The sequence below is a fragment of the Brevibacillus parabrevis genome, assembly GCF_003710905.1.
In the GTDB taxonomy this organism is placed as follows: Bacteria; Bacillota; Bacilli; order Brevibacillales; family Brevibacillaceae; genus Brevibacillus; species Brevibacillus parabrevis.
Window position 1 is genome coordinate 702,932 of record NZ_RHHV01000012.1, and the last position, 20,723, is coordinate 723,654.

Below are 20,723 nucleotides of genomic sequence, written 5' to 3' on the forward strand. Positions count from 1 at the left end.
GTTTGAAAAAGAAAAGAAGCGTGATCATCACTTTGTCGGCGTTCATCACACTGGCTCTGGCAGCATGTGGCGGTGCAGGAAGCGGCACGTCCACGCAAGGCTCCCAGCCGACACCTGCTGCATCTGCCTATCCGGAAAAAACGATCGTGTTTGTCGCTCCCTCTGGTGCAGGAGGCGGCTGGGACAAAACAGCCCGCTCACTCGGCAAAGTGTTGAACGAGAGCAAGCTGGTGACCGAAGCGATTACGGTCGAGAACAAGCCTGGCGGCGGCGGAACCGTATTTATGGCCGAGTACGTCAGCAAGGACAAAGGCAACGCCTACAAGCTGTTCGTCAGCTCGCCCCCGATCCTCATCAACCACAACAAAAAAGAGGGAAACAGTCCGTTTGGCTTCCAGGATGTGACCCCGCTGGCGCAAATGACGAAAGATTTCGGCGCTCTGGTCGTCCGGGCTGACTCGCCGTACCAGGATATGAAAAGCTTTTTGGAAGAGCTGAAAAAAGACCCTGCGAAAATGACGCTGGCTGGCGGTTCAGCGCCCGGATCGATGGATCATCTCGTAAGCGTCTTGCCCGCTGCCAAGTACGGAGTTGACCCGAAAATCGTCAAATACGTCTCCTACGACGGCGGCGGAGAAGCGATTGCAGCGCTCCTCGGCGGGAATGCGGACATGATTGCGACAGACGCGTCCGGCGTCGGAGAATACGTGAAGGCGGGCAAAGTACGGGTGCTCGGCGTTACTTCAACAGAGCGGATGGGCGGAGAGTTAAAAGACGTTCCCACATTGAAAGAGCAAGGAATCGACGCCGTCTTCACGATTTGGCGAGGGGTGTTCGGCCCGCCAAACATGCCAGCAGATGCCAAGGCGTACTGGGACAGCAAGCTGAAAGAACTGTCAGAGAGTGAAGCGTGGAAAAAGGAGCTGGCTGCAAACGGCTGGGAGAGCGAATACAAGGATGCCGCTGCTTTTGCCACCTTCCTGGAAGAGCAGGATGGGCAAGTAAAAGAGCTGCTGACGTCGCTCGGCATGGCGAAATAAGGCGTTGACTGCTGGGGGGAGAAGGAGGTTGTCATGAATCTGAGATTTGACCGCTACGGCAGTATCGCATTTGCCCTGATCGGCGCTTTTTTTATCACACAGAGCCAGTATATCTCCACGAGCGCATACGGCAGCCAGGTTGGCCCGAATCTGTTCCCGCTCGGCTTGGGCCTACTGCTTGTCGTGCTCAGCCTGCGCCTGTTTTGGGAAACTTTCCAGTCGAAGTACCGTTCTGACTCCAAAGCGGAAGCGGGACTAATGTACAAGCGCTTTTTCACGATACTGGCCGCGACGTTGTTGTACGTGCTGCTTCTGGAAATGATCGGATATGTGATCGCTACGGCTTTGTTCCTTTATGCAACATTTTTGGTCATGGGCAGCAAAAGTCAGCTGAAATCGCTTGTCGTCTCCCTGGCGTTTTCCGTCGGAGTATACGTGGTGTACGTGCAACTGCTGAAAGGGACGCTGCCGGGGCTGCCTGCCTGGTTGAGCGTCTAAGGAGGGACATATAGTGAGCGCTCTGCACTATTTGGCAGATGGATTTCTCATTGCATTCCAATGGCAAAATTTGATTTATGCGTTTATCGGGGTGCTGATCGGGACGGCTGTAGGCGTGCTGCCGGGGATTGGCCCGATGAGCGGCGTGGCTTTGCTGATGCCAGTGACGGCGTCGCTTACGGCGGGCTTGCCCCCCGAGATGGCGGCGGCGAGCGCTCTGATTTTGCTTTCAGGTGTGTACTACGGGGCGATGTACGGAGGATCGACGACATCGATTTTGCTGAACACGCCCGGTGAATCGTCTTCGGTTGTCACGACGCTGGACGGGTATCAGTTGGCAAGGCAGGGGCGAGCCGGGGCGGCCCTGTCGATTGCCGCCATCGGTTCGTTTGTAGCAGGCATCGTTGCGCTGATCGCGCTTGTGTTTTTGGCCGATCCGCTTTCTGATATGGCGTTGCAGTTCGGCCCGGCGGAGTATTTTTCGCTTATGCTGCTCGGACTGTGCGCGGTAAGCGGACTCGGAGGCAAGTCGATGACCAAGGCGCTGATGATGACCGTGCTTGGCCTTTTGCTGGCAACGATCGGGATCGACAACGTGTCGGGAGTGGCGAGGTTTACGTACGATATTCCCGATCTGTACCAAGGGCTGGAGTTTTTGACGATAGCGGTCGGATTGTTCGCGCTCGGAGAAGTGTTCAAAACGATTTTGGAAAGGGATCAATCTGCGCAGGAAATCATCAAAGTCGGGCGGATTCTGCCCAGCAAGCAGGATCTCAAGGAGAGTGCTGCTCCGATTGCTCGCGGCTCCTTGCTCGGATTTTTCATCGGCGTCCTGCCTGGTGCAGGCGCTACGCTGGCCTCGTTTTTTTCCTACATTTTGGAGAAAAAGTGGAGCAAGCACCCGGAGCGCTTCGGAAAAGGCGAGATTGCCGGAGTGGCTGCTCCCGAGTCCGCCAACAACGCCGCGTCAGGCGGAGCGATGATCCCGCTTTTGACATTAGGCATCCCGGGGTCCGGGACAACCGCGATCTTGATGGGCGCTTTGCTCATGTACAATGTGCAGCCAGGGCCGCTTTTGTTCAGCGACCACCCGCAAATCGCCTGGGGTCTGATCGCCAGCATGTTTATCGGAAATTTGATGCTGCTCGTGCTGAACATGCCGCTGGTCAAGATTTTTGCCAAAATCATCGAGACACCACCGCACTTTTTGCTCCCGATGATTATCGCCATCTCGGTGTTCGGGGTGTACGCGGTACAGATCAGCACGTTTGACCTTATCTTGCTCGTCCTGTGCGGTCTGGCTGGATATTTTCTGAACAAAAACGACTTCCCGCTCGCTCCGCTTGTGCTCGGTCTTGTACTCGGCCCGATGATCGAGAACAACATGCGCCGTGCCTTGACGACTTCCAACGGGGATTTCACGATTTTTTACACCAAACCACTCTCCGCGCTCTTTCTTGTATGTGCCCTCGCCTGGCTGGTCGTGCCGCTCGTCATGAAGCGGCGGGGAAAAACCGTTGTGATTAATGAAGAAGCGTAAAGCGCAGGGCCGATTTTCACGGATTCAACCTTGACAGGTATTGCCTCTCCCCTTATCATAGGAAAAATTTAGCGAAGCTGTTCTGTTTGGGCAAGCAAGCAGAACAGCAGAGGAGAGACGATGATGTTGACGATCGAACCCGTTACACTCGAAGGAAAACTCGTAAGACTGGAACCGTTGCGTCCCGAGCATGCGGAGGGAATTTTCGCATCCGGAGACTTTCCGGAAATCTGGAGCAATATGTCTGTCGAGATTCGAACGCTGGCGGACGCAGAGGCTTTTATCGCGAATGCGCTGAAAATGGAGGAAACCGGAACGGAGCTGCCTTTTGCCATCCGCAATCGCGCCGACGGCACCGTTATAGGCAGCACGAGATTTTTGGCGATTTCGGCAAAAGATCGCGGGCTGGAAATCGGCTTCACCTGGTTGACCCCCAGCGTCTGGAAAACGGGCGTCAACACGGAGTGCAAGTGGCTCTTGCTGCGGCACTGCTTCGAGCAACTGGGATGTATTCGCGTCCAACTGAAAACCGATGCGCGCAATGTCAACTCACAGCGGGCTATTGCGCGGATCGGCGGCATCCGGGAAGGCGTGCTTCGCAATCACATGATCAGACGGGACGGCTTGTTCCGCGACTCGGTGTACTTCAGCATCATCGACAGCGAATGGCCGGGAGTGAAGGAACGGCTGGAATTGTTGCTGTTTGGTGAATAAAAGGGCGTAGCGATTGTAGGCGCAGATTCTCCTGTGTACAATAGGGGTGAACATTGGAGAAAACTCCACATGCGTTTAGAAAAGAGGGTATACATGAGACTCCGCATCTTGCCGACTGGCTACGTGTTGCTTGTCGGGGATCTTGTCGCCTTTTTGCTGTTTGCTTACTATGGGAAGCTGGCTCATAATCTGCCTGTCACGATTTGGGGAATAGGCGAGACATTGGCGCCATTTTTAATCGGTTGGATCGTCGCCATGTTTGTGTTTCGCACGTATGGGGAGCGGGTCTATTCATCTTGGTGGCGGCAACTGCTCACGATGCTGTTCACGTGGACGCTCGCGGCACCGATTGGCCTTTTGATCCGCGCCTGGTGGACGGGCGTGCCGATCACCCTGATTTTTGCTGCCGTCGCGTACTTTGTGACTTTGGCGTTTCTCTTAGGCTGGCGTCTTCCTTTTGCCATCGTCCATCTCCTGTGGAAAAAGACGAGACATCAGACTATTCACTAATAAACCGTCCCAAATTGGTTACGCTATCCTGTGATGACAGCAGGAGGTGAATCATTTGGGCAAGAACAACAACAGCAAGGACCTGGGCAAAAATCGCGGAAAAACGTTGGATCATAACGATCAAAACACGAACCTGCGCCAATCCCAGCACAACGATCGGAATGAAGGTACTGCCAAAGACCGCTGAGCATTCAGCGGTTTTTTCATGGGCACGCAGCCTTTTTTCGGGAAATACAGGCGCCAGCATAATGGCTAGAAACTGACAGAGTCAGTCTGGGCAAATCGTTCGACAAGCAGCAAGATGTGTTATAATAGGTCTTGTTTTTCAAGCGAGTGGAGGGGAAAACCGTATGACGGAACCGATGCATGACGTACAGCCGGTGACCTTGTCGTCACAGGCATTTTTCATTTTGTGTCGACTGTACGACGGATGCTACGACGAACTGAGCAAAAACGAACAGGTTCGCGAGCTGGTAGAGTCGATCGGAGATATGCTTTTGGCCGGAGTGGAGACGCTGGAAAAGCAAGAGATAAAGCCAAAAACGATCACCTTTCCACTGACGGTGCAGCAAGCCTTTTTTTTGAGAAGACTTATCGTGGAGCTGCTCGCTTCGGCACCTGCTGGCAATGACGCAAAGACGACGCAATGGCTTCAGGAATGCTTGACGGCTTTGTCCGGGGGCGGTGCCAAAGCGGATGCGCACTAGAAAACAGCTTCACGTCATCACAAGCGGCAAACAGTCGCTGGAGAGCGTCATGCGAATGGCCGAGGCTGCCTATGCGGGAGGGATGGATTTCCTGCATATTCGCGAAAAGCAGCGGACAGCCAAAGAATGCATGGACTGGGTTCGGGCGCTGGCGAATGTCGTCCCGCTCTCTGCGCTTGTCGTCAATGATCGGGTCGATGTAAGTGCCGCGTCAGGCTGTGCTGGCGCTCATCTGGCTTATCACAGTCTTGCGGTCGGCGATGCCCGGCGAGTTTTGCAACCGGAACAAAAGGTGGGACGCTCTGTCCATTCCTACGAGGAAGCGGAACAGGCGGCGGAAGCAGGGGCAGACTATCTTTTGTATGGACATATTTATCCAAGCGCTTCCAAGCCAAACCTCGCGCCGAGAGGAACGTTCGAGCTGGCGAAAATAACCGCAGCGTGGACGATCCCGGTCATTGGGCTTGGCGGGATTACGCCAGAGCGCACAGGCGAGGTGCTTGCAGCAGGCTGCGCTGGAGTTGCTGTACTATCAGGAATTACCAATGCCACAGATGCGAAGCTGGCTGCTTTGGCCTATCGGGAGGCGTTGGATCGCTGGGAGGGGAATGCGAGATGAGAGACAGGCAAACACTTCGGGACAAAATGGGCGTTTACTTTGTCATCGGCACACAAGATTGCGGCTTTTCGCGCGAGAAAACGGTGGAGATCGTTCGCGAGGCGCTTGCGGGCGGAGTGGGCACGTTGCAGCTTCGTGACAAAGGCAGCAAGCTGACTTCCGAAGAACGCTGCGAACTCGGACGGCAGCTCCAGGAGCTGTGCCGCGAGCATCAGACGTTGTTCTTCGTCAACGACGATGTAGACTTGGCCGTTCGCTTGCAAGCAGACGGTATCCACGTCGGACAGGATGACATGCACTTGGCCGAGGTGAGAGCCATGGTCGGCGAAGCGATGTACATCGGGATATCGGCAGGCACGGTAGAGGAAGCGATTGCGGCGAAAAACGGCGGAGCGGACTGCATCGGAGTGGGAGCGATGTTTGCCACTTCTTCGAAGGCAGATGCCGGGGAGCCGATCGGGCCGGCAGGACTGCGGGAAATCCGCGAGGCTGTTGGCGCTGAGCTGCCGATTGTCGGGATCGGGGGCATCACTCTCGAAAACGCGAAGCAAGTATGCCAGGCCGGGGCAGATGGCGTTGCCGTGATCAGTGCGATCAGCAGAGCCGAATCGCCGAAGCAGGCTGCGGAAGACTTGCTGCGGATTGTACGATCGATCTAGCACGGACAAAGAGACGAATACATATGGTAGGGTAACATTACTCATTCAAGAAGGAACCCGATACTGGCGACCAGAAGGAGGTGGAACCGATGAAAAATCGGATTTACCGGATCGGATACGAATGGGTCAGCAAGAGGGAGTTGCTTGAACGACTGTACATGAACGATTGCATCCTGATTGAACATAAACGGCTCCAGCCACCGCCAGACGATCAGGATGCCGATGTGCCGCCGGAAAAAGAAGTCCATGCTGTCCTGATTCGCAGTCAGCGGCGTCCGGGCGAGTGGGTCACGTTTAACGGGCTGTACGAAATTCAAACCCGCGAACCGATTCCGTGGATTGATTCTCCCCTGGAGTATCACCAGTTCGGAACGGAGTTGATCCCGGGCAACATTCGCCGGGAAAAAGCGCCCCAAGCCAGGATTCCAGCCAGAACGAAGCTGCAGATTGCCGCCGTTCGTCAGGATACGGTTTTTGTCACAGTGCCTGGCCATCCTTCCAGACGATACGAAATGTCATTGGCTCACGCGCGCTTTGCCAAAGATTTTCCGACCGAGTTGGAAATGAAGCTGCAAGTGTATGCGTTTCCACCGCGGCACGACATCTTCGTCGACTGGCTATTGAAGGAAGGGCGCAAATCAGGGATCATCTCGCGACCGAATCAGGAGAGAGTGGAAAAGTCCGCTTTTCAAGTATGGGATGACTTGCGCAAGGAGTATGGACTAAGCGTCAGCGCAGCGTTGCTCGCCATCAAGCAGGCGCTGATCGTACTGGATCGGGCAGGTGTGGAGACGGACTTTCCGTACCCGGTTCAGGAGCGATCCGACTTGTCTTTGTTTAGTGAAACCGAACGCGATGCTTTTTACTCATACCAATCCGTGCGCTGCGCCATGGCGGCAGTGGCAGCCCTTTTGACCGTCGATCCAAAAGACCCTTTGCAGGACACATTGCTGATGGACATTATGCTGGAACAACAAATCAATCGCAGGCGTGACTGAAGCGTCTGCGGTTTTTTGGTTTTTGGCAAGGACGTTGTATAATGGAAGGGTAACCCATTTAGAAAAGGACGTGGACAAGCATGTACGTATCGATGAACAGGCTGAAAGTTCCTGCTGACTACCAATCCCACCTCGAACGGGCGTTTGGCGGCGGTGGCGAACGGATGAAAGAGGTTCCCGGTTTCCTTGAATTTCTTTTCCTGGCTCCAACAGAAGGAGATGAGTATATCGTCTTCACCAAATGGACAGACGAGGAATCATTCCAAAACTGGACGCAAAGCGAAGCCTTCAAGCGGGCCCATTCTGGGACAAACCAAAACAGTCCGGTAAAATCGGACTTGCGCAACTACCATGTGAAAGCTAACTCCTAGAATGTAGGCAAAAAGAAGCATTTGTCTTTGCTGGACAAATGCTTTTTTTCGTAATGATTGAACAATAAAGGTTTTTTTACCAAACTCATGCTTGATCGTGATATGATAGAAGGAGATAGGAAAGCGGTTTCATCTGCTGTGAAAATGAGCAACCGCTCATCCAAGCAAACCCGGGTGCCAGGATGGCGGAGCGCATCGCGAGAATCTATCTGTTTTGCGTGACACTTTGCTTTACATCATGTCGGTTTTGTGTCCATAATAGAATCACTATTATACATACTTGAACGATGGCCTCAATGAAGCAAGAAGAAAAGGAGTCAGAGCGTTTTGAAAAATCGAATAAGTAAGTATCTTACTCATTTGGCCCCTGCTGCGGTGGCCAAAACGTTTTCCTTTCTTTCTGATAAACACGACCACTCTGCTTCGCTTCTGGGAGACCGCGCACAAACTGAGGCTTTGCTAGTCCAACTGCTTATTCGTTGGGCGGAAGCCGTGAAATCAAACGATTCTACGGCTTTGGAACAAGAAGTTAACGAAATGGCTTACAAGTGCTTCCTGCACGGATTGAATGTTGCCACCCTGGTACAGTGCATCCGAGTATGCCGGGACAGCATCATGGAGCAGATGAACTATGATGCTGCCACATTCGTTTCGAGCGAAGCCGAGCAGCTGGAGCTTTTGCGGGAACAATTCGCTTTTTATCAGGCGATGGATCAGTTGATCGCACAAGTGGTAAGCATCTACAATGAAGAAAAACAACGAGAAAATACCGGAACATCTGTGGAAAAGGCGCAAGGGGAACAGTTTGCCGTCCTTGCCGAGCAAGAGCTGGTACAACTGGTTTTGCATTCGAGCGATATCGCTGTCTTGATGATTGACCGCAGCCTGAAAATCATTGAGGCAAACCATGCGCTGTGCCACCTGTTTGGCGTCAAACGCGAGCAAATTATTGGAAAAAACATCGATGAAGCATTTTTGCCGCATGAGAGCGAGCGCTTTGTGCAATGGGTCGTAGAGCGCGGTCAGTCGGGCCATTACATGGCAGAGTACAACTCGAAGTGGACGACAGTCAGCACCAGTCCGATTTTTTACATGGGCGAAATGTGGGGCGCTATCGCTGTGCTTCGCAACATCACGGAGAACAAACGATACGAAGAAGAGCTGAACAAGCGGGAAGCACTGGCGGCGGTCGGGCAATTGGCTGCCGGGATGGCGCACGAGATCCGCAATCCGCTCACTTCGATCAAAGGCTTTATTCAACTGTTGCGCGAGCAAGGAAATTCTGCGCGCAGCGAGTCGTATTTTTCCGTCATCTTGACGGAGATCGAGCGCATTGACGGTTTGCTGAATGACGTGCTGGTTTTGGCCCGGTACAGGGATGACAAAATTGTTTCCGAGCGCTTTCTTGTGCTGGACGAGCTTTATGGGGTCATTCGTTTACTGGAGCCAGAAGCCAATCGCAGAGGCATCAAACTGGAGCTGGATATTACACCCGGTGAATGGTACGTTTTTGGCTATCGTTCCCGGATCAAGCAGGCCATCCTGAATATCATGAAAAACGCGTTTGAAGCTTTGCTGACACAAGGCAGCGTTGTGCGCGTCACCGTGTACGCCTCGATCAGCCAAGTCGTCATCGTCGTGGAGGACAACGGACCAGGTCTTAGTCCTGCTTGTCTGGAAAATTTGTTCGTGCCGTTTTACACGACCAAACAAGAGGGAACGGGGCTCGGCTTGTCCACGACACAGCGAATCATTGCCGATCACGGAGGCGAGATTTTTGCGGAGAACTCGCCGCGATTGAATGGAGCACGTTTTGAAATTCGCCTGCCGCTATCTGTTGCAGCGAGAACATAAGCAGACACGAGCAAAAGACGGATGATTCATCCGTCTTTTTTGCATGCGCGAAAACAGGGCTGGGTCGAAGCGGCCTTCCCTTGCGTCAAAAGACAGAGAGAAATCGCTTTTTTAGTTTTCAAACTGGTCATGTAGTCCTTTGTTTTGAAAAGGTTGCAAGTCTTTTGAATCAATTTTTTGTCGAGTTGTTGTCAAACCGTGTCGTTCAGTGGAATAATTTACAAAAAGACGGAACGGAGTGAACATCAAGTGATCCGCATGCTGCTGAAAAACGAAAAGAGGTGGAGCTACTGGGAGGTATGGTATGACGAAACAGACCGTTTGTATTCGGTACATTACGGTCATGTGGGAGAAATCGGCGACCATTACGCGATTGTGGCTGAACAAATCGAGGGAAAGCCGAAGCACGTCCTGAAAGTCTGGGCGGAAGAAATGAAGGAGAAGGGCTACGTCGAGCTTGCGGAAGAAGACTTGCAAAAGCTGATCGTTTGCTTCCCGCATCTGTCGGAATCAGATGTGGAGATGCGCTATTTCATTGAACAGTTGCTGGATGAATGTCTCGGCAAAACCGGAAATGGGCATTGCGATGGAGGAGATGACAGCGAGGGCAAGCTTGCTGTTTGCTGCCGCGTGATCGATCTGGAAAAAGCCGTGGTTGCCGTCCAAGAGGCCATGGCTATCGCTCGTTTGGAAGAGGGGATGTCGCTGTGGACTTTGCAGGACGACGGCACTCGCATCGCCCTGCATGTCTCTGTCTGAAAATTTCCGTTATTTTACAATTTTGAGCCGCAGAGCCTTGGCGACTGCCTGTGTTCGATCTTCCACACCCATTTTTTGTAAAATGCGGTGGACGTGTGTTTTTACTGTGCCTTCCGATATAAACAAGTTTTGGGCGATCTGGTCATTGCGATACCCGTAGGCGATTTGCTGGAGGACATCAAGCTCGCGGTCTGTCAACTCGTCGAGCAAAGCCGAGGGGGCAACGGTCACGTCCGCGACGCTTGGCTGAGCCTTCAAGGCTTCGGCGAGCGCCTTGGCGGCTGTTACCGTATGGAAGAGAGCTTCCCCCTGGGAGGCTCTGCGGATCAGATCGAGCATCTCCTGCGAATCGGCGTCTTTGAGCATATAGCCGACGGCGCCAGCGCGGATTCCTTCCACGACGTAATTGTGATTGTCAAAAGTAGTCAAAATCAACACTTTGACGGCGGGATGCATGCGCATGATCTCTCGGGTTGCTTCGATCCCTGATTTTTTCGGCATCTGGACGTCCATCAGCACGACATCCGGCGTGATTTTCCCCACCAGCTCCACGGCTTCTTCCCCGTCCGAAGCTTCCCCGACTACCTGCATATCCGGCTGCATCTGGATCACGTACCCCAGCCCTTGGCGAATCATAGTTTGATCATCTACGAGGACCACACGAATATTTTTGGTTGAATCGGTCATGTTCGCATGCTCCCTTCTTTTTCCAAATGCTCGATTGGCAATGTGACATCGAGTCTGAATCCATGCGGTTCTTTTGCGAAGTAAGACAGGCTGCCGTTCAACTGTTTAATCCGCTCGGCGATTCCCGTCAGCCCAAATCCAGGCTGGATATGATCCTCGGGCGTAATGTTGCCATCGTCCTGAATCGAGAAAAACAGCGAATTGCCCCGTTGTTCAATCATAACCAAAATTTCCTTCGCGTTGGAGTGGCGCAATGTATTCGTAATTGCTTCCTGTAAAATTCGGTAAAACGTGATCGTCAGCTCCTGGGAGAGCGGAATGTCCAGATCGGCGGAAAGCAGCTCCATTTTGATCCCGGTATGTTTTTGGGCCTGGGACAGCAACGCGCGCAGCGGAGTCAGTCCGAGCGACGTTTTATCCATGGCGAGCGTATGCACGGAGGTGCGGATTTCGTCCAGGCTTTGTTTGGCTACACCGAGCATGTTGCGCACCGCTTCCTGCGCGTGTTCCGGGCCGTCTTGAAGCATGTATTTCAAGGCGTGCAACTGGACGATCAGCGAGGTCAGACTGTGACCCAAAGCGTCGTGAATATCCCGGGCAATCCGCGTTCTTTCTTCCAGAACGGCTACCTGCAAAGAATGCAGAGCAGCTTCTTGCAGTTGGGAGTGGGCTTCCTGCAACTCCGTATGGGCCTTTTGCAGCTCTTCCAGATGGGACTGATTGGTTTTGTACGCTTCGTTTTGAATCCGGTATCCGCGCGCACCGATATAGCAGCCGATGTACGTGAGGATAAACGGAATGATATGCGGGAATTTAAGGATGCCGTCAAAATACAAAAACAACGTGGTGCACGCGCCAAAAAAAGTCGCGTAAGCCAGCGCACGCCGTCCCTCAATGTAAAAGCCGATAAACACCGCAAGCGGTAGCATCAATCCGAAGCTTTCTCCCCCGGCAACAATGCCTTTTAGCAAAGACATGATGCCGAGCATGATCGTCACTAGCTCAAATTGGTACGGCTTCCAGTTCCTTTTTGAAATCCAGAAGACCACAATGTAACAAAAGAATAGTACAATCGTAAGTGAAAACTGTAAGGGAGTCTCGCGCATGAACGAGTCAGGCAACAAGGCAAGCACAATCAAAATGGAGAACCAGATGATCAGCAAACGTTTTTGAACTGCTTTTATACTCAGTTTCAGCAAACAGATGTCCTTCTTTCTCTGGCCGGATGATCATTTACTTTCATTCTAGCATGGGGTGTCGTCTATCTCCAGATAGACGCCGTCCACCTGGAAATCAACCTGCTGATAGACTTCACTACCCATGACGAAAGGTAGAATAAATCTTGCAAATAAAGATTAAGATTGGCTAGGATGAGTATGGGTCATGAGGGATAGTGAGGGAGGCTTTCATGAAAGAACTGATTCAGTTGGCAAAGCTCCTGAGAGAAGCGAGCGCCTTGTTTACTTCAATCTCCAAAAAAGAACTGGACTCAAGCGAGCTGAACTGGCAGCAAGTGCTGATTTTGGAACAGATCAGCAGCGGTGCTAAGACAATGGGGGAGATTTGCAAGGCTGTCGATCTTTCGTACAGTACAACTTCAGGATTGATCAACAGGATGGAGCAGGAAAATCTGGTGCGTCGTTTTCGGGATCAAACCGACCGTCGAATTGTCTGGGTATCGTTGACGGAACGCGTGTCTGAACAACAGGAAATGAAGCTGGAAGATCCTCACGCGATCTCATCTCTTCATGCGCTGCAAGAATTGTTCTCCCAAAAGAAGGAAATAACCGGCTGATTGTCACTTTGGGCAAACGACGATGCCCAAAGGAAACGATTGGCCATGTCAAGTTTTCTAGAAGAGGTGAGTGGATTTGAATCTGTCTGAACTCTCGATTAAACGCCCGGTCACGATGATTATGCTGACCGTGGCCATGCTGATTTTCGGTTTCGTCTCCTTGCCTCGTTTGGCGATCGACCTGATGCCGGAATTGAATTTCCCGGTTGCCGTGGTCGTTACGTCCGTGGATGGGGGTTCGCCTGCCGAGGTAGAAAAACTGGTGACGAAGCCGATAGAAAATGCGCTAGGTACAGTCTCGAACCTGGACAGCATTTCATCTGTTTCCATTGAAGGGGCTTCACAGGTCATTCTCATGTTTAACTGGGGAACAGACCTCGACCAAGCTACTCTCGACATGCGGGAAAAAGTCGACCAGGTGCGAGGAGCCTTGCCAGATTCGGCAAGAGCGCCGCGCGTACTGCGCATCGACCCGAACAGTCAGCCGATCATTCAGTTCGCCGTAACAGGTGAGCAGGATGTCAACAAGCTGAAAAAAGTAGCGGAAGATATGATCCAATCGCGCCTGGAGCGCATTGACGGCGTCGCGGCTGCTTCCATCAGCGGCGGTCAAGATCGCGTCGTGGATGTGATTGTAGATCCAGCCAAGCTCTCTGCGTACGGCTTGTCTCTGGAGCAAATCCAGCAGGCACTGTCAAGCGGCAATCTGTCCGGTTCCGCTGGTTCTGTACGGGAAGGCGACAGCAAAATGAACATCCGTGTTCAGGGTGAATTTGCCAACGTCGAGCAAATTGCGCTGACGCCGATTTCTGTGGGAGGCAGCTCGATTCGTCTGAGCGACGTCGCCCAAGTAAAAGATACGTTGGAAGACATCACGCAACTGAGCTACGTAAATGGCAAGCCGAGCCTTGGCATCTCCATTACGAAGGCTTCTGGCGGCAACACGATCGAGGTTGCCGACGAGGTGAAAGCAGAGCTGGAAAAGATCAAAGCCGATCTTCCGGAACATATGGAAATCATCACGACGCTTGACACTTCGACCTACATTAAAGATTCGATCTACACGACAGCAGAACACGCGCTGCTCGGTGGACTGGTCGGTATCATCCTGCTGTTCTTCTTCTTGGGCAGCCTGCAATCCATGCTGATCGCTGTCATCGTGTTGCCTGTATCGATTGTCGCGACCTTCCTGTTGATGTACATGACTGGACAGACGATCAACCTGATCTCGCTATCCGGTTTGACGCTCGGTCTCGGCTCCTTGATTGACTTTGCGGTCGTTATGCTGGAGAACATTTTCCGCCAGCGTGAACAAGGCAAAGGCATGATGGAAGCGGCGCTCACCGGTTCCAAAGAAGTAGGTACAGCCGTTATGGCGTCTGCCTTGGCGCAAATTTGCGTATTTTTGCCGATTGCCCTGACGGAAGGGATCGCATCCGAGCTGTTTGGACCGCTGGCATTGACAGTCGTGTACTCGCATATTGCGGCACTCGTCTTCTCGATCCTTTTGGTGCCGATGCTCAGCTCGCGTATTTTGAAAAAAGTACCGAATCATGCGAATCACGAAAACTATCGGGGAATCAACCCGGTTACTTGGTTCAACATCGGCTTTGGCAAAGTGGAAAAAGGCTATCAAAAACTGTTGGTATGGGCATTGGGCCACAGAAAAACCGTTTTGTTCTCCTCGGTTATCATGATGGTCGGCTCGCTGGCTCTGACTCCGCTGATCGGCGCAGAGTTCATCCCGAGCATGGACCAGGGGCAGATTTCCGTATCGATCAAAATGCCAAACGGTACAGTTCTGGCTGAGACGGAAAAAGTCGCGAAGCAAATTGAAGACATCGTAAACAAAGTGCCGGAGAAAGACATTGTGGCAACATCAATCGGCAGCAACGGTTCGCCAATTGCGAGCACACTGTCCTCCAACCAGGCGACGATCACATTGATGCTCGTCGATGTGACTGAGCGGAAACGCTCCTCCAATGAGATTGTCATGGATTTGCAGAATCAGCTGAAAACGATTCCCGGACCGGAAATCAAGGTCAGCGCTGCACAAGGCATGTCCACAGGCTCGCCGATCCAGCTGACTGTTCGCGGTGACGATTTGGCTGTCCTGAAAGACATCAGCTCGATCGTCAAAGGCGAAGTGGAGAAAGTGCCTGGCACAAGCAACGTGACCACCAGTCTGGAAGCGTCCCGTCAAGAATTTGAAGTGAAAGTGGACGCTGAAAAAGCGAGCTTGTACGGACTGACAACTGGACAGATTCTCTCCAGTGTCCGCACAGCCTTCCAAGGTCAAACGGTCACCAAATACCGTACAGGCGACAATGAGATTGACATTAACCTGAAGCTGCCGGAAAATTATCAGGAAGATATCAACTACTTGAACAACTTGCGGATTGCTGCGCCAGGTGGAGCGCAAATCGCTTTGACATCGGTTGCGTCGATTAGCAAGGTAGACGTACCGCTGACGATTAACCGCTCGAATTTGACGCGTGAAGTGCAAATTACGAGTGATCTGGCAGGGCGCGACCTGAACTCTGTTACACAAGAAATTACGGCGAAAATGAACAAGCTGAACCTCCCGGATGGCTACAAACTGGAGTTTGGCGGACAAAGCGAGGACATGGCTGAATCGTTCGGCAGTCTCGCACTGGCTATTCTGCTCTCCGTAGTGCTTCTGTACATGGTTATGGCTGCCCAGTTCGAATCGTTCTACAGTCCGTTTATCATCATGTTCTCGGTTCCGCCGACAGTGACAGGCGTTCTGCTTGGACTGCTGGTGACAGGAACGACGATCAGCGTATCCGTGTTGATCGGTTACATTCTCCTGATCGGTCTGGTCGTGAACAACGCGATCGTGTTGATCGACTACATCAACCAGTTGCGGGCAAAAGGCTGGGAGCTGCGCGAAGCGATTCTGCACGCCGGACCAATCCGTCTGCGTCCGATTTTGATGACGACACTGACGACGATTCTCGCGATTGGACCGCTGGCGTTCTCGGGCGGTTCGGGTACAGAGACACAAGCTCCGATGGCCGTCACGGTTATTTTTGGTCTGAGTTTTGCCACCTTGATTACACTGGTTCTGGTGCCGGTCGTGACTGCGTGGTTTGACGATATGGGCAAAAAGCGTCGGGAAAGACGCGAGAAACGCAAAGCAAAGAAACTGTTGAAACAAAAGAAAACCGTTCCCGCTTTGGAATCGTAAGAAGCGTTTGTGGGATGAGGAGGGACATTCATGAAACTTAGCATAAAACCCGTCATTTTGGCCGTATTGGCGATCAGCCTCGTGGCAGGTTGTTCCAGCCCGCAAGCGGAACCAGCACAGCAAGAAACGGCGGAAGCGGCGGCAACACCTGTGCAGATTGAAACGGTGACGACAGGTTCTGTGACAACCGAGTCAGGTCTGACGGCCAAACTGGCACCGAGCGAAGAGGTGCAAATCTCCCCGAAAATGGGCGGGAAAATTACTTCTTTGCCTGTCAAACTCGGTCAGTATGTGACCAAAGGCCAAGTGTTGTTCAAACTGGATGAAAAAGAACTGCTCAACAGCGTCAAGCAGGCGGAAGCTGCCTACCAGCTGGCGCAGGCAAGCTTGAATCAGGCTGGAAGCAGCTCGGATCAAGGCTTGGTGCAGGCGAAAAACGGACTGAAGCAGGCGGAAGTTGCTTTGGCCGATGCCAAGGTGAACCAGCAGCGGATGAATCAGCTTTTCACGCAAGGTGCGATCTCAGCGCAGCAAATGGAACAAGCGAACATTCAGCTGACCAACGCGCAGATGGCCTATGACAACGCCCAGCAAAGTGTGCAGGTTGCCCAGCAAAAGTCCGGTGTGCAAGTATCCGCAGCATCTGCCAAACAGTCTGCTGTCAGCTTGCAAAACGCTCGCGAGCAACTGGCTAATGCGACTGTGACTTCTCCCATCAACGGATTTGTCTCCAGCGTAAGCGGAGCGGTCGGACAAATGACAGGTCAACAGCCAGTCGTCGTCGTGGTCAATACGAATCCGCTGTTGGTGAAAGCCAACCTGTCCGAAGCAGACATCACCAAAGTCAAAGTCGGGACAGTCGTAAAAGTAAACGTACAATCGACAGGCAAGACGCTTGATGCCAAAGTAACGGCGGTCAGCCCTGTGATGGATTCCGCGCTCAAGGCGTATCCAGTGGAAATCAGCATCCCGAATCCTGCCAACGAGCTGAAATCGGACATGGTCGTCAATGTGACGTTCCCGTCCGAGGGAGCGAGCGAAGCGAAAGCGCTCGTCATTTCCCGCAAAGCAGTGTTTGATCGCGACGGCAAACAGTTCGTGTTCAAACTGGAGGGCGACATTGCGAAGCAGGTGGAGGTTGTCACCGGCAAATCTTCCAGCGACAAGATCGAAGTAACAAGTGGTCTGGCTGAAGGCGACAAGCTTGTCGTAACGGGAATCACTTTGCTTCAGGACGGCGGCAAGGTAAGCGTTCAGGAGTAAAGGCGGCTGTACAGCCAGCGCTTGTGCTTGTAATTCGAGTAAGGGAAGCGCGAGTGATTAACAAAAGAACGAAAAGAGGCGGATGGAAATCCGTCTCTTTTTTTTGCATGGAACGACGAGGAGGAGCCGTCTGGGAAAGAAATTAAATTACATAACATATATTACGTAACCTTAAATGTCACGGATTTAAGGCAAAGTGTCGGTTCCACTTTTGAAGGGGGGAAAGATTCGCTACAATAAGGAATATAGTGGATGAAACAACCTTTCGGAGGTACATATGACTGGGAATCTTACGGTGTTTTTGGCGTTTGCAGCGGGTTTTCTCTCGTTTATTTCGCCGTGCTGTCTGCCGCTTTATCCGTCCTTTTTGTCCTACATAACAGGGGTTACCGTGGATGAAGTGAAGAAGGGAAGAGCGGTTTTTCAAAAGCAGGCGTTATTACATACGCTTTTTTTCATTATTGGCTTTTCGATCATTTTTATTGCCTTGGGGCTTTCTACCTCTTGGATCGGCAGCCTGTTCGTCAATCAAAAGGATCTCATCCGGCAGCTTGGCGGCATTTTGCTGGTCGTTATCGGGCTGATCATGCTGCAAGTGTTTAAAATGGACTGGATGATGCGCTCTTTCAAGGTCGATTTAAAATCAAGACCTTTGGGGTATACTGGGTCCATACTGGTGGGAATGACCTATGCTGCTGGATGGACGCCTTGTGTGGGACCAATCCTCTCCGGCATTATCGTGCTTGGGGTAACCGATCCGTCCCGGGCGTTGACGTACACATTGGCCTATACACTCGGCTTTGCCATTCCGTTTTTCGTCATGACATTCTTCATCAGTAAAGTGAAAGCGATCGTCAAATATTCGGATCAATTCATGAAAGTCGGCGGGGGCGTCATGATTTTGTTCGGCGTGCTCTTGTACACCGACAAATTGACGGACATTACTCGCGTGCTCATTCAATTGTTCGGAGGCTTTACCGGATTTTAGATCAGGTCATGCAGAGGTGACGAAATGAAAAAGCTGTTGCTGGTTGTGCTGATTGTTGCGGGAGTTGGAGCAGCTGTGTGGGAAAAGCCCCAGGAGTCAGCGCCAGTCGTAGCCAACGTACAAAAACCGGAAGTAGGCTTTATGGCGCCGTCCTTTACTTTGACCGGGCTGGACAACCAGACGTACAAAGTTGAGGGCAAGCGAAGCAAGCCAGTCGTTCTCAACTTTTGGGCATCGTGGTGCGGGCCGTGCCGGATGGAAGCGCCTGACCTGCAAAAAATGTACGAGAAGTACGGCGGGCAGATCGACATGTACGGGGTGAATGTCACGAGCAATGACAGCCCTGAGGCAGCGCAAGCGTTTGTGCAGTCCTACAAGCTGACTTTTCCCATCCCGATGGATGTCAGTGGCTCCGTGTCGAACCGCTATCTCGTCCAGGCATTTCCCACGACCTACCTGATTGACACAGAAGGAATCGTCCGCAAAAAGATTATCGGGATGATCGACGCAGGCACATTGGAGCTGGAACTTCGCCAGCTTTTGAACGGCAAAAAATAAAGAGTGGAAACCGAACCGCGGGCGACAATTTGCCTGCGGTTTTCTTTTGCTGGGCGCGCTTGGGAGTGCCTGCCTATTTTGCACAGGGTCATTCCGTTTTGTATGTTTGCCTAAAGAGCGGGGTTGTTCTCCTTCATAGACTAGAGCACCAGGGCAAAGGGAGGGGAGCGAATGGCCAAGGGCAGAGGCAAGAAAGTAAAGAAGAAAAACAGTCGGCAGCATCCCAATCAGTTGCATCTTAAAATCGTGACGTCCAGTACATGCCTGGCGTGCAAACAGCAATGCGAGCGTGGCTTGGCGTATTTGGAGCGCATGTCCCAGCCTGGTGCGATCGGAAACGGGGTTCCCTGTATTCTTACCAAACCAAAGGCGTAGAGCGAGGCAGAGGCGCCCGACGGTCAGGAGATAATCCCAGCAGATGGAGCGGCGGGGTTATCTCTTTGTGCTTTTCGGGCGCAAGCCTCTCTCTGGCGGCACAGGACGCCATGTATTATACTGGAGAAAGCGTATTTGGCACAGAAAGGAGCTGTTTTCATGCGTCCCTTGCAAATCTCACCGGACACCGCCGTTAAGCTTGCAGAAGCCCTGAACGTTCCCCTGGAGCGGCTGATGCATATGCCGCAACACATTCTTTTGCAAAAAATGATGGAACTGGCCAAGCAGGAACAGGAGACAAACAAGCAAGAACCTGACCCATCCGAGTAAGGCGAAGAGGACTTTTCGCAACCGCCGTGGAAAAGATACAAGAACAAGTCCATACATATACTGGAGGAGAGCAAATGGCTGCAAATGTCGCACACAAGTTTCGCACAGGGTTGAAACCGCAAGCTTTCATCGAAGGCATGACCAAAAATCAGGATACGTTCCAAAACTGGTCAGAGGCGTTTGCTTGGGCAGATGAACAGGACCAGGCCTTTTTTGCCTCGTTGCAGCATCGGGATGATCTGAGATGTTTGATTTTGGCAGCAGAATGGTGCGGAGATGTGGTCAGAAACTTGCCGGTCGTTCTCCACGCTTTAAAAGAAACAGAGATGCCTGTTGAAATTTTGGTCATGGAAGACCACCTCGACCTGATGGATGAATTTCTCACGATGGGCGGTCGCGCCATTCCAGTCGTCATTTTCGCAGATACTGGCGGACACGTGCTGGCAAAATGGGGCCCGAGACCTAGCCACGTACAGGCAATCATGACAGCGTTCAAACAGCAAAACCCAGATCGCAACGCCCCTGACTACGAAGAAAACATCAAGGTCGCTCGCGCAGAAATGCTCAAACAGTACGGAGAAGGCACGGGCTACCAGCAAGTCATTGTCAAAGAACTGAGAGAGCTGCTCTCCTCGATTTAACAAACGCGAACAACATACAGGGCGGAGTCGCGGCTCCGCCTATTTTCATGCAGAGAGGCTGAGATTGGATGCATTATTACGGAAACGAAACGATCATGTCCCTGGAGCAAGTTTTGCGTCTGGAGCCTTCCGAAGTGCGGATTTTAGAGTGGGTGCGCACCTATGAGTTTTTGGAAAATCGCTTTGGGGTAGATGAGTCCGTGCCTTATTTTTTGGAGATCAAATGCGAGGCAGACCACGTCATGATTCGCAAAAACCGCATCATGGACTTTCCGGACTACTCCTGTGAGGAGCAACTTTCGTTTGGGGAGGTGGAGCAGGCGCTTGCTGTTTTTCAACAATGGGCACAAGATATTTTAAAGCATGTCGTAAGCCCGTAAGAAAATGAGAAAAACCTATTGACGAAACTTGTGGTCCATGATAGAGTAAATAACGTCGTCTCGGACAAGCGCAAGCGGTAAGGAAGAGGCGCACGTTATTCAGCTGGGGAGATAGTGAAGTGGCTAAACACGGCAGACTGTAAATCTGCTCCCTCCGGGTTCGGCGGTTCGAATCCGTCTCTCCCCACCATTGATTTTCTAGCAGAAATGTGCTAGTATGTAACTA

24 protein-coding genes and 1 tRNA gene are annotated in these 20,723 nt (G+C 52.1%); 23 read left to right on the forward strand and 2 right to left on the reverse strand.

Annotated elements, in window-relative coordinates; translation table 11 throughout:
* Positions 1–2: 2 nt before the first annotated feature.
* From EDM60_RS19405 to EDM60_RS19460, 13 genes are all read left to right on the forward strand, one after another.
* Positions 3–1,040, forward strand: coding sequence for a Bug family tripartite tricarboxylate transporter substrate binding protein (locus EDM60_RS19405; RefSeq protein WP_122965420.1), 1,038 nt, complete (start codon positions 3–5; stop codon positions 1,038–1,040).
* A gap of 33 nt (positions 1,041–1,073) precedes the next feature.
* On the forward strand, positions 1,074–1,538 hold the full coding sequence (locus tag EDM60_RS19410; protein WP_122965421.1) for a tripartite tricarboxylate transporter TctB family protein: 465 nt from the start codon (positions 1,074–1,076) through the stop codon (positions 1,536–1,538).
* A gap of 13 nt (positions 1,539–1,551) precedes the next feature.
* Complete coding sequence (locus EDM60_RS19415) at positions 1,552–3,078, forward strand: tripartite tricarboxylate transporter permease (RefSeq protein WP_122965422.1); 1,527 nt, start codon at positions 1,552–1,554, stop codon at positions 3,076–3,078.
* 123 nt (positions 3,079–3,201) lie between these two features.
* Positions 3,202–3,792 (forward strand): GNAT family N-acetyltransferase, encoded by a 591-nt coding sequence (locus tag EDM60_RS19420; RefSeq protein WP_122965423.1) that lies wholly within the window; start codon positions 3,202–3,204, stop codon positions 3,790–3,792.
* A 93-nt stretch (positions 3,793–3,885) separates the two neighbouring features.
* On the forward strand, positions 3,886–4,302 hold the full coding sequence (locus tag EDM60_RS19425; protein ID WP_122965424.1) for a DUF3054 domain-containing protein: 417 nt from the start codon (positions 3,886–3,888) through the stop codon (positions 4,300–4,302).
* A gap of 55 nt (positions 4,303–4,357) precedes the next feature.
* Positions 4,358–4,489 carry a hypothetical protein gene (locus EDM60_RS29480; protein ID WP_255679059.1) on the forward strand — a complete coding sequence of 44 codons (132 nt, stop codon included), beginning with the start codon at positions 4,358–4,360 and terminating at the stop codon, positions 4,487–4,489.
* Positions 4,490–4,652: 163 nt separating this feature from the next.
* Complete coding sequence (locus EDM60_RS19430) at positions 4,653–5,009, forward strand: hypothetical protein (protein WP_063230933.1); 357 nt, start codon at positions 4,653–4,655, stop codon at positions 5,007–5,009.
* Entirely contained in the window at positions 4,999–5,628 is a 630-nt protein-coding gene (locus EDM60_RS19435) for a thiamine phosphate synthase (protein ID WP_122965425.1), read from the forward strand. Before EDM60_RS19430 ends, EDM60_RS19435 begins: the two co-directional genes overlap by 11 nt.
* Positions 5,625–6,287, forward strand: coding sequence for a thiamine phosphate synthase (gene thiE, locus EDM60_RS19440; protein ID WP_122965426.1), 663 nt, complete (start codon positions 5,625–5,627; stop codon positions 6,285–6,287). The genes EDM60_RS19435 and thiE overlap by 4 nt, the downstream gene beginning before the upstream one ends.
* 89 nt (positions 6,288–6,376) lie before the next feature.
* Positions 6,377–7,285 (forward strand): hypothetical protein, encoded by a 909-nt coding sequence (locus EDM60_RS19445; protein WP_122965427.1) that lies wholly within the window; start codon positions 6,377–6,379, stop codon positions 7,283–7,285.
* 80 nt (positions 7,286–7,365) lie between these two features.
* Positions 7,366–7,656 carry an antibiotic biosynthesis monooxygenase family protein gene (locus EDM60_RS19450; protein WP_122965428.1) on the forward strand — a complete coding sequence of 97 codons (291 nt, stop codon included), beginning with the start codon at positions 7,366–7,368 and terminating at the stop codon, positions 7,654–7,656.
* A 492-nt stretch (positions 7,657–8,148) separates the two neighbouring features.
* Positions 8,149–9,510, forward strand: a complete 1,362-nt coding sequence (locus tag EDM60_RS19455) for a two-component system sensor histidine kinase NtrB (RefSeq protein WP_233454133.1) — start codon at positions 8,149–8,151, stop codon at positions 9,508–9,510.
* Positions 9,511–9,768: 258 nt separating this feature from the next.
* Positions 9,769–10,269, forward strand: a complete 501-nt coding sequence (locus EDM60_RS19460; RefSeq protein WP_233454134.1) for a hypothetical protein — start codon at positions 9,769–9,771, stop codon at positions 10,267–10,269.
* Positions 10,270–10,278: 9 nt separating this feature from the next.
* Here EDM60_RS19460 and EDM60_RS19465 read toward each other — a convergent pair whose 3' ends face one another.
* A complete protein-coding gene (locus EDM60_RS19465; protein ID WP_122965431.1) occupies positions 10,279–10,956 on the reverse strand; it encodes a response regulator in 678 nt (225 codons plus the stop codon).
* Positions 10,953–12,155: a sensor histidine kinase gene (locus EDM60_RS19470; protein WP_122965432.1), complete on the reverse strand. Its 1,203-nt coding sequence runs from the start codon at positions 12,153–12,155 to the stop codon at positions 10,953–10,955. Before EDM60_RS19470 ends, EDM60_RS19465 begins: the two co-directional genes overlap by 4 nt.
* Before the next feature lie 209 nt (positions 12,156–12,364).
* Here EDM60_RS19470 and EDM60_RS19475 point away from each other — a divergent pair, with 209 nt between their 5' ends.
* The 10 genes from EDM60_RS19475 (at position 12,365) to EDM60_RS19520 (ending at position 20,687) form a co-directional block, all read left to right on the forward strand.
* Positions 12,365–12,751 carry a MarR family winged helix-turn-helix transcriptional regulator gene (locus EDM60_RS19475; RefSeq protein WP_063230942.1) on the forward strand — a complete coding sequence of 129 codons (387 nt, stop codon included), beginning with the start codon at positions 12,365–12,367 and terminating at the stop codon, positions 12,749–12,751.
* 76 nt (positions 12,752–12,827) lie between these two features.
* A complete protein-coding gene (locus EDM60_RS19480) occupies positions 12,828–15,962 on the forward strand; it encodes an efflux RND transporter permease subunit (RefSeq protein ID WP_122965433.1) in 3,135 nt (1,044 codons plus the stop codon).
* 30 nt (positions 15,963–15,992) lie between these two features.
* Positions 15,993–17,225, forward strand: a complete 1,233-nt coding sequence (locus EDM60_RS19485) for an efflux RND transporter periplasmic adaptor subunit (protein WP_122965434.1) — start codon at positions 15,993–15,995, stop codon at positions 17,223–17,225.
* A gap of 277 nt (positions 17,226–17,502) precedes the next feature.
* Positions 17,503–18,213: a cytochrome c biogenesis CcdA family protein gene (locus EDM60_RS19490; RefSeq protein ID WP_122965435.1), complete on the forward strand. Its 711-nt coding sequence runs from the start codon at positions 17,503–17,505 to the stop codon at positions 18,211–18,213.
* A gap of 24 nt (positions 18,214–18,237) precedes the next feature.
* A complete protein-coding gene (locus EDM60_RS19495; protein ID WP_122965436.1) occupies positions 18,238–18,771 on the forward strand; it encodes a TlpA family protein disulfide reductase in 534 nt (177 codons plus the stop codon).
* Between the two features lie 171 nt (positions 18,772–18,942).
* Positions 18,943–19,146, forward strand: a complete 204-nt coding sequence (locus EDM60_RS19500) for a hypothetical protein (RefSeq protein WP_122965437.1) — start codon at positions 18,943–18,945, stop codon at positions 19,144–19,146.
* 159 nt (positions 19,147–19,305) lie between these two features.
* The gene (locus tag EDM60_RS19505; protein ID WP_122965497.1) at positions 19,306–19,476 is read left to right on the forward strand and encodes a YycC family protein; all 171 of its coding nucleotides are present in this window, start codon (positions 19,306–19,308) and stop codon (positions 19,474–19,476) included.
* Between the two features lie 74 nt (positions 19,477–19,550).
* Positions 19,551–20,117, forward strand: coding sequence for a thioredoxin family protein (locus EDM60_RS19510; RefSeq protein ID WP_122965438.1), 567 nt, complete (start codon positions 19,551–19,553; stop codon positions 20,115–20,117).
* A gap of 68 nt (positions 20,118–20,185) precedes the next feature.
* Complete coding sequence (locus EDM60_RS19515) at positions 20,186–20,497, forward strand: hypothetical protein (protein ID WP_122965439.1); 312 nt, start codon at positions 20,186–20,188, stop codon at positions 20,495–20,497.
* Positions 20,498–20,602: 105 nt separating this feature from the next.
* A tRNA-Tyr gene (locus EDM60_RS19520) sits at positions 20,603–20,687 on the forward strand.
* Positions 20,688–20,723 lie beyond the last annotated feature (36 nt).

Coding starts and splice junctions, on each gene's coding strand:
- EDM60_RS19465 (WP_122965431.1), bottom strand. CDS start 10,956: ATGACCGATTCAACCAAAAATATTCGTGTGGTCCTCGTAGATGATCAA.
- thiE (WP_122965426.1), top strand. CDS start 5,625: ATGAGAGACAGGCAAACACTTCGGGACAAAATGGGCGTTTACTTTGTC.
- EDM60_RS19505 (WP_122965497.1), top strand. CDS start 19,306: ATGCGTCCCTTGCAAATCTCACCGGACACCGCCGTTAAGCTTGCAGAA.
- EDM60_RS19460 (WP_233454134.1), top strand. CDS start 9,769: ATGCTGCTGAAAAACGAAAAGAGGTGGAGCTACTGGGAGGTATGGTAT.
- EDM60_RS19500 (WP_122965437.1), top strand. CDS start 18,943: ATGGCCAAGGGCAGAGGCAAGAAAGTAAAGAAGAAAAACAGTCGGCAG.
- EDM60_RS19495 (WP_122965436.1), top strand. CDS start 18,238: ATGAAAAAGCTGTTGCTGGTTGTGCTGATTGTTGCGGGAGTTGGAGCA.
- EDM60_RS19410 (WP_122965421.1), top strand. CDS start 1,074: ATGAATCTGAGATTTGACCGCTACGGCAGTATCGCATTTGCCCTGATC.
- EDM60_RS19430 (WP_063230933.1), top strand. CDS start 4,653: ATGACGGAACCGATGCATGACGTACAGCCGGTGACCTTGTCGTCACAG.
- EDM60_RS19490 (WP_122965435.1), top strand. CDS start 17,503: ATGACTGGGAATCTTACGGTGTTTTTGGCGTTTGCAGCGGGTTTTCTC.
- EDM60_RS19510 (WP_122965438.1), top strand. CDS start 19,551: ATGGCTGCAAATGTCGCACACAAGTTTCGCACAGGGTTGAAACCGCAA.
- EDM60_RS19475 (WP_063230942.1), top strand. CDS start 12,365: ATGAAAGAACTGATTCAGTTGGCAAAGCTCCTGAGAGAAGCGAGCGCC.
- EDM60_RS19420 (WP_122965423.1), top strand. CDS start 3,202: ATGTTGACGATCGAACCCGTTACACTCGAAGGAAAACTCGTAAGACTG.
- EDM60_RS19435 (WP_122965425.1), top strand. CDS start 4,999: ATGCGCACTAGAAAACAGCTTCACGTCATCACAAGCGGCAAACAGTCG.
- EDM60_RS19425 (WP_122965424.1), top strand. CDS start 3,886: ATGAGACTCCGCATCTTGCCGACTGGCTACGTGTTGCTTGTCGGGGAT.
- EDM60_RS19515 (WP_122965439.1), top strand. CDS start 20,186: ATGCATTATTACGGAAACGAAACGATCATGTCCCTGGAGCAAGTTTTG.
- EDM60_RS19445 (WP_122965427.1), top strand. CDS start 6,377: ATGAAAAATCGGATTTACCGGATCGGATACGAATGGGTCAGCAAGAGG.
- EDM60_RS19485 (WP_122965434.1), top strand. CDS start 15,993: ATGAAACTTAGCATAAAACCCGTCATTTTGGCCGTATTGGCGATCAGC.
- EDM60_RS19450 (WP_122965428.1), top strand. CDS start 7,366: ATGTACGTATCGATGAACAGGCTGAAAGTTCCTGCTGACTACCAATCC.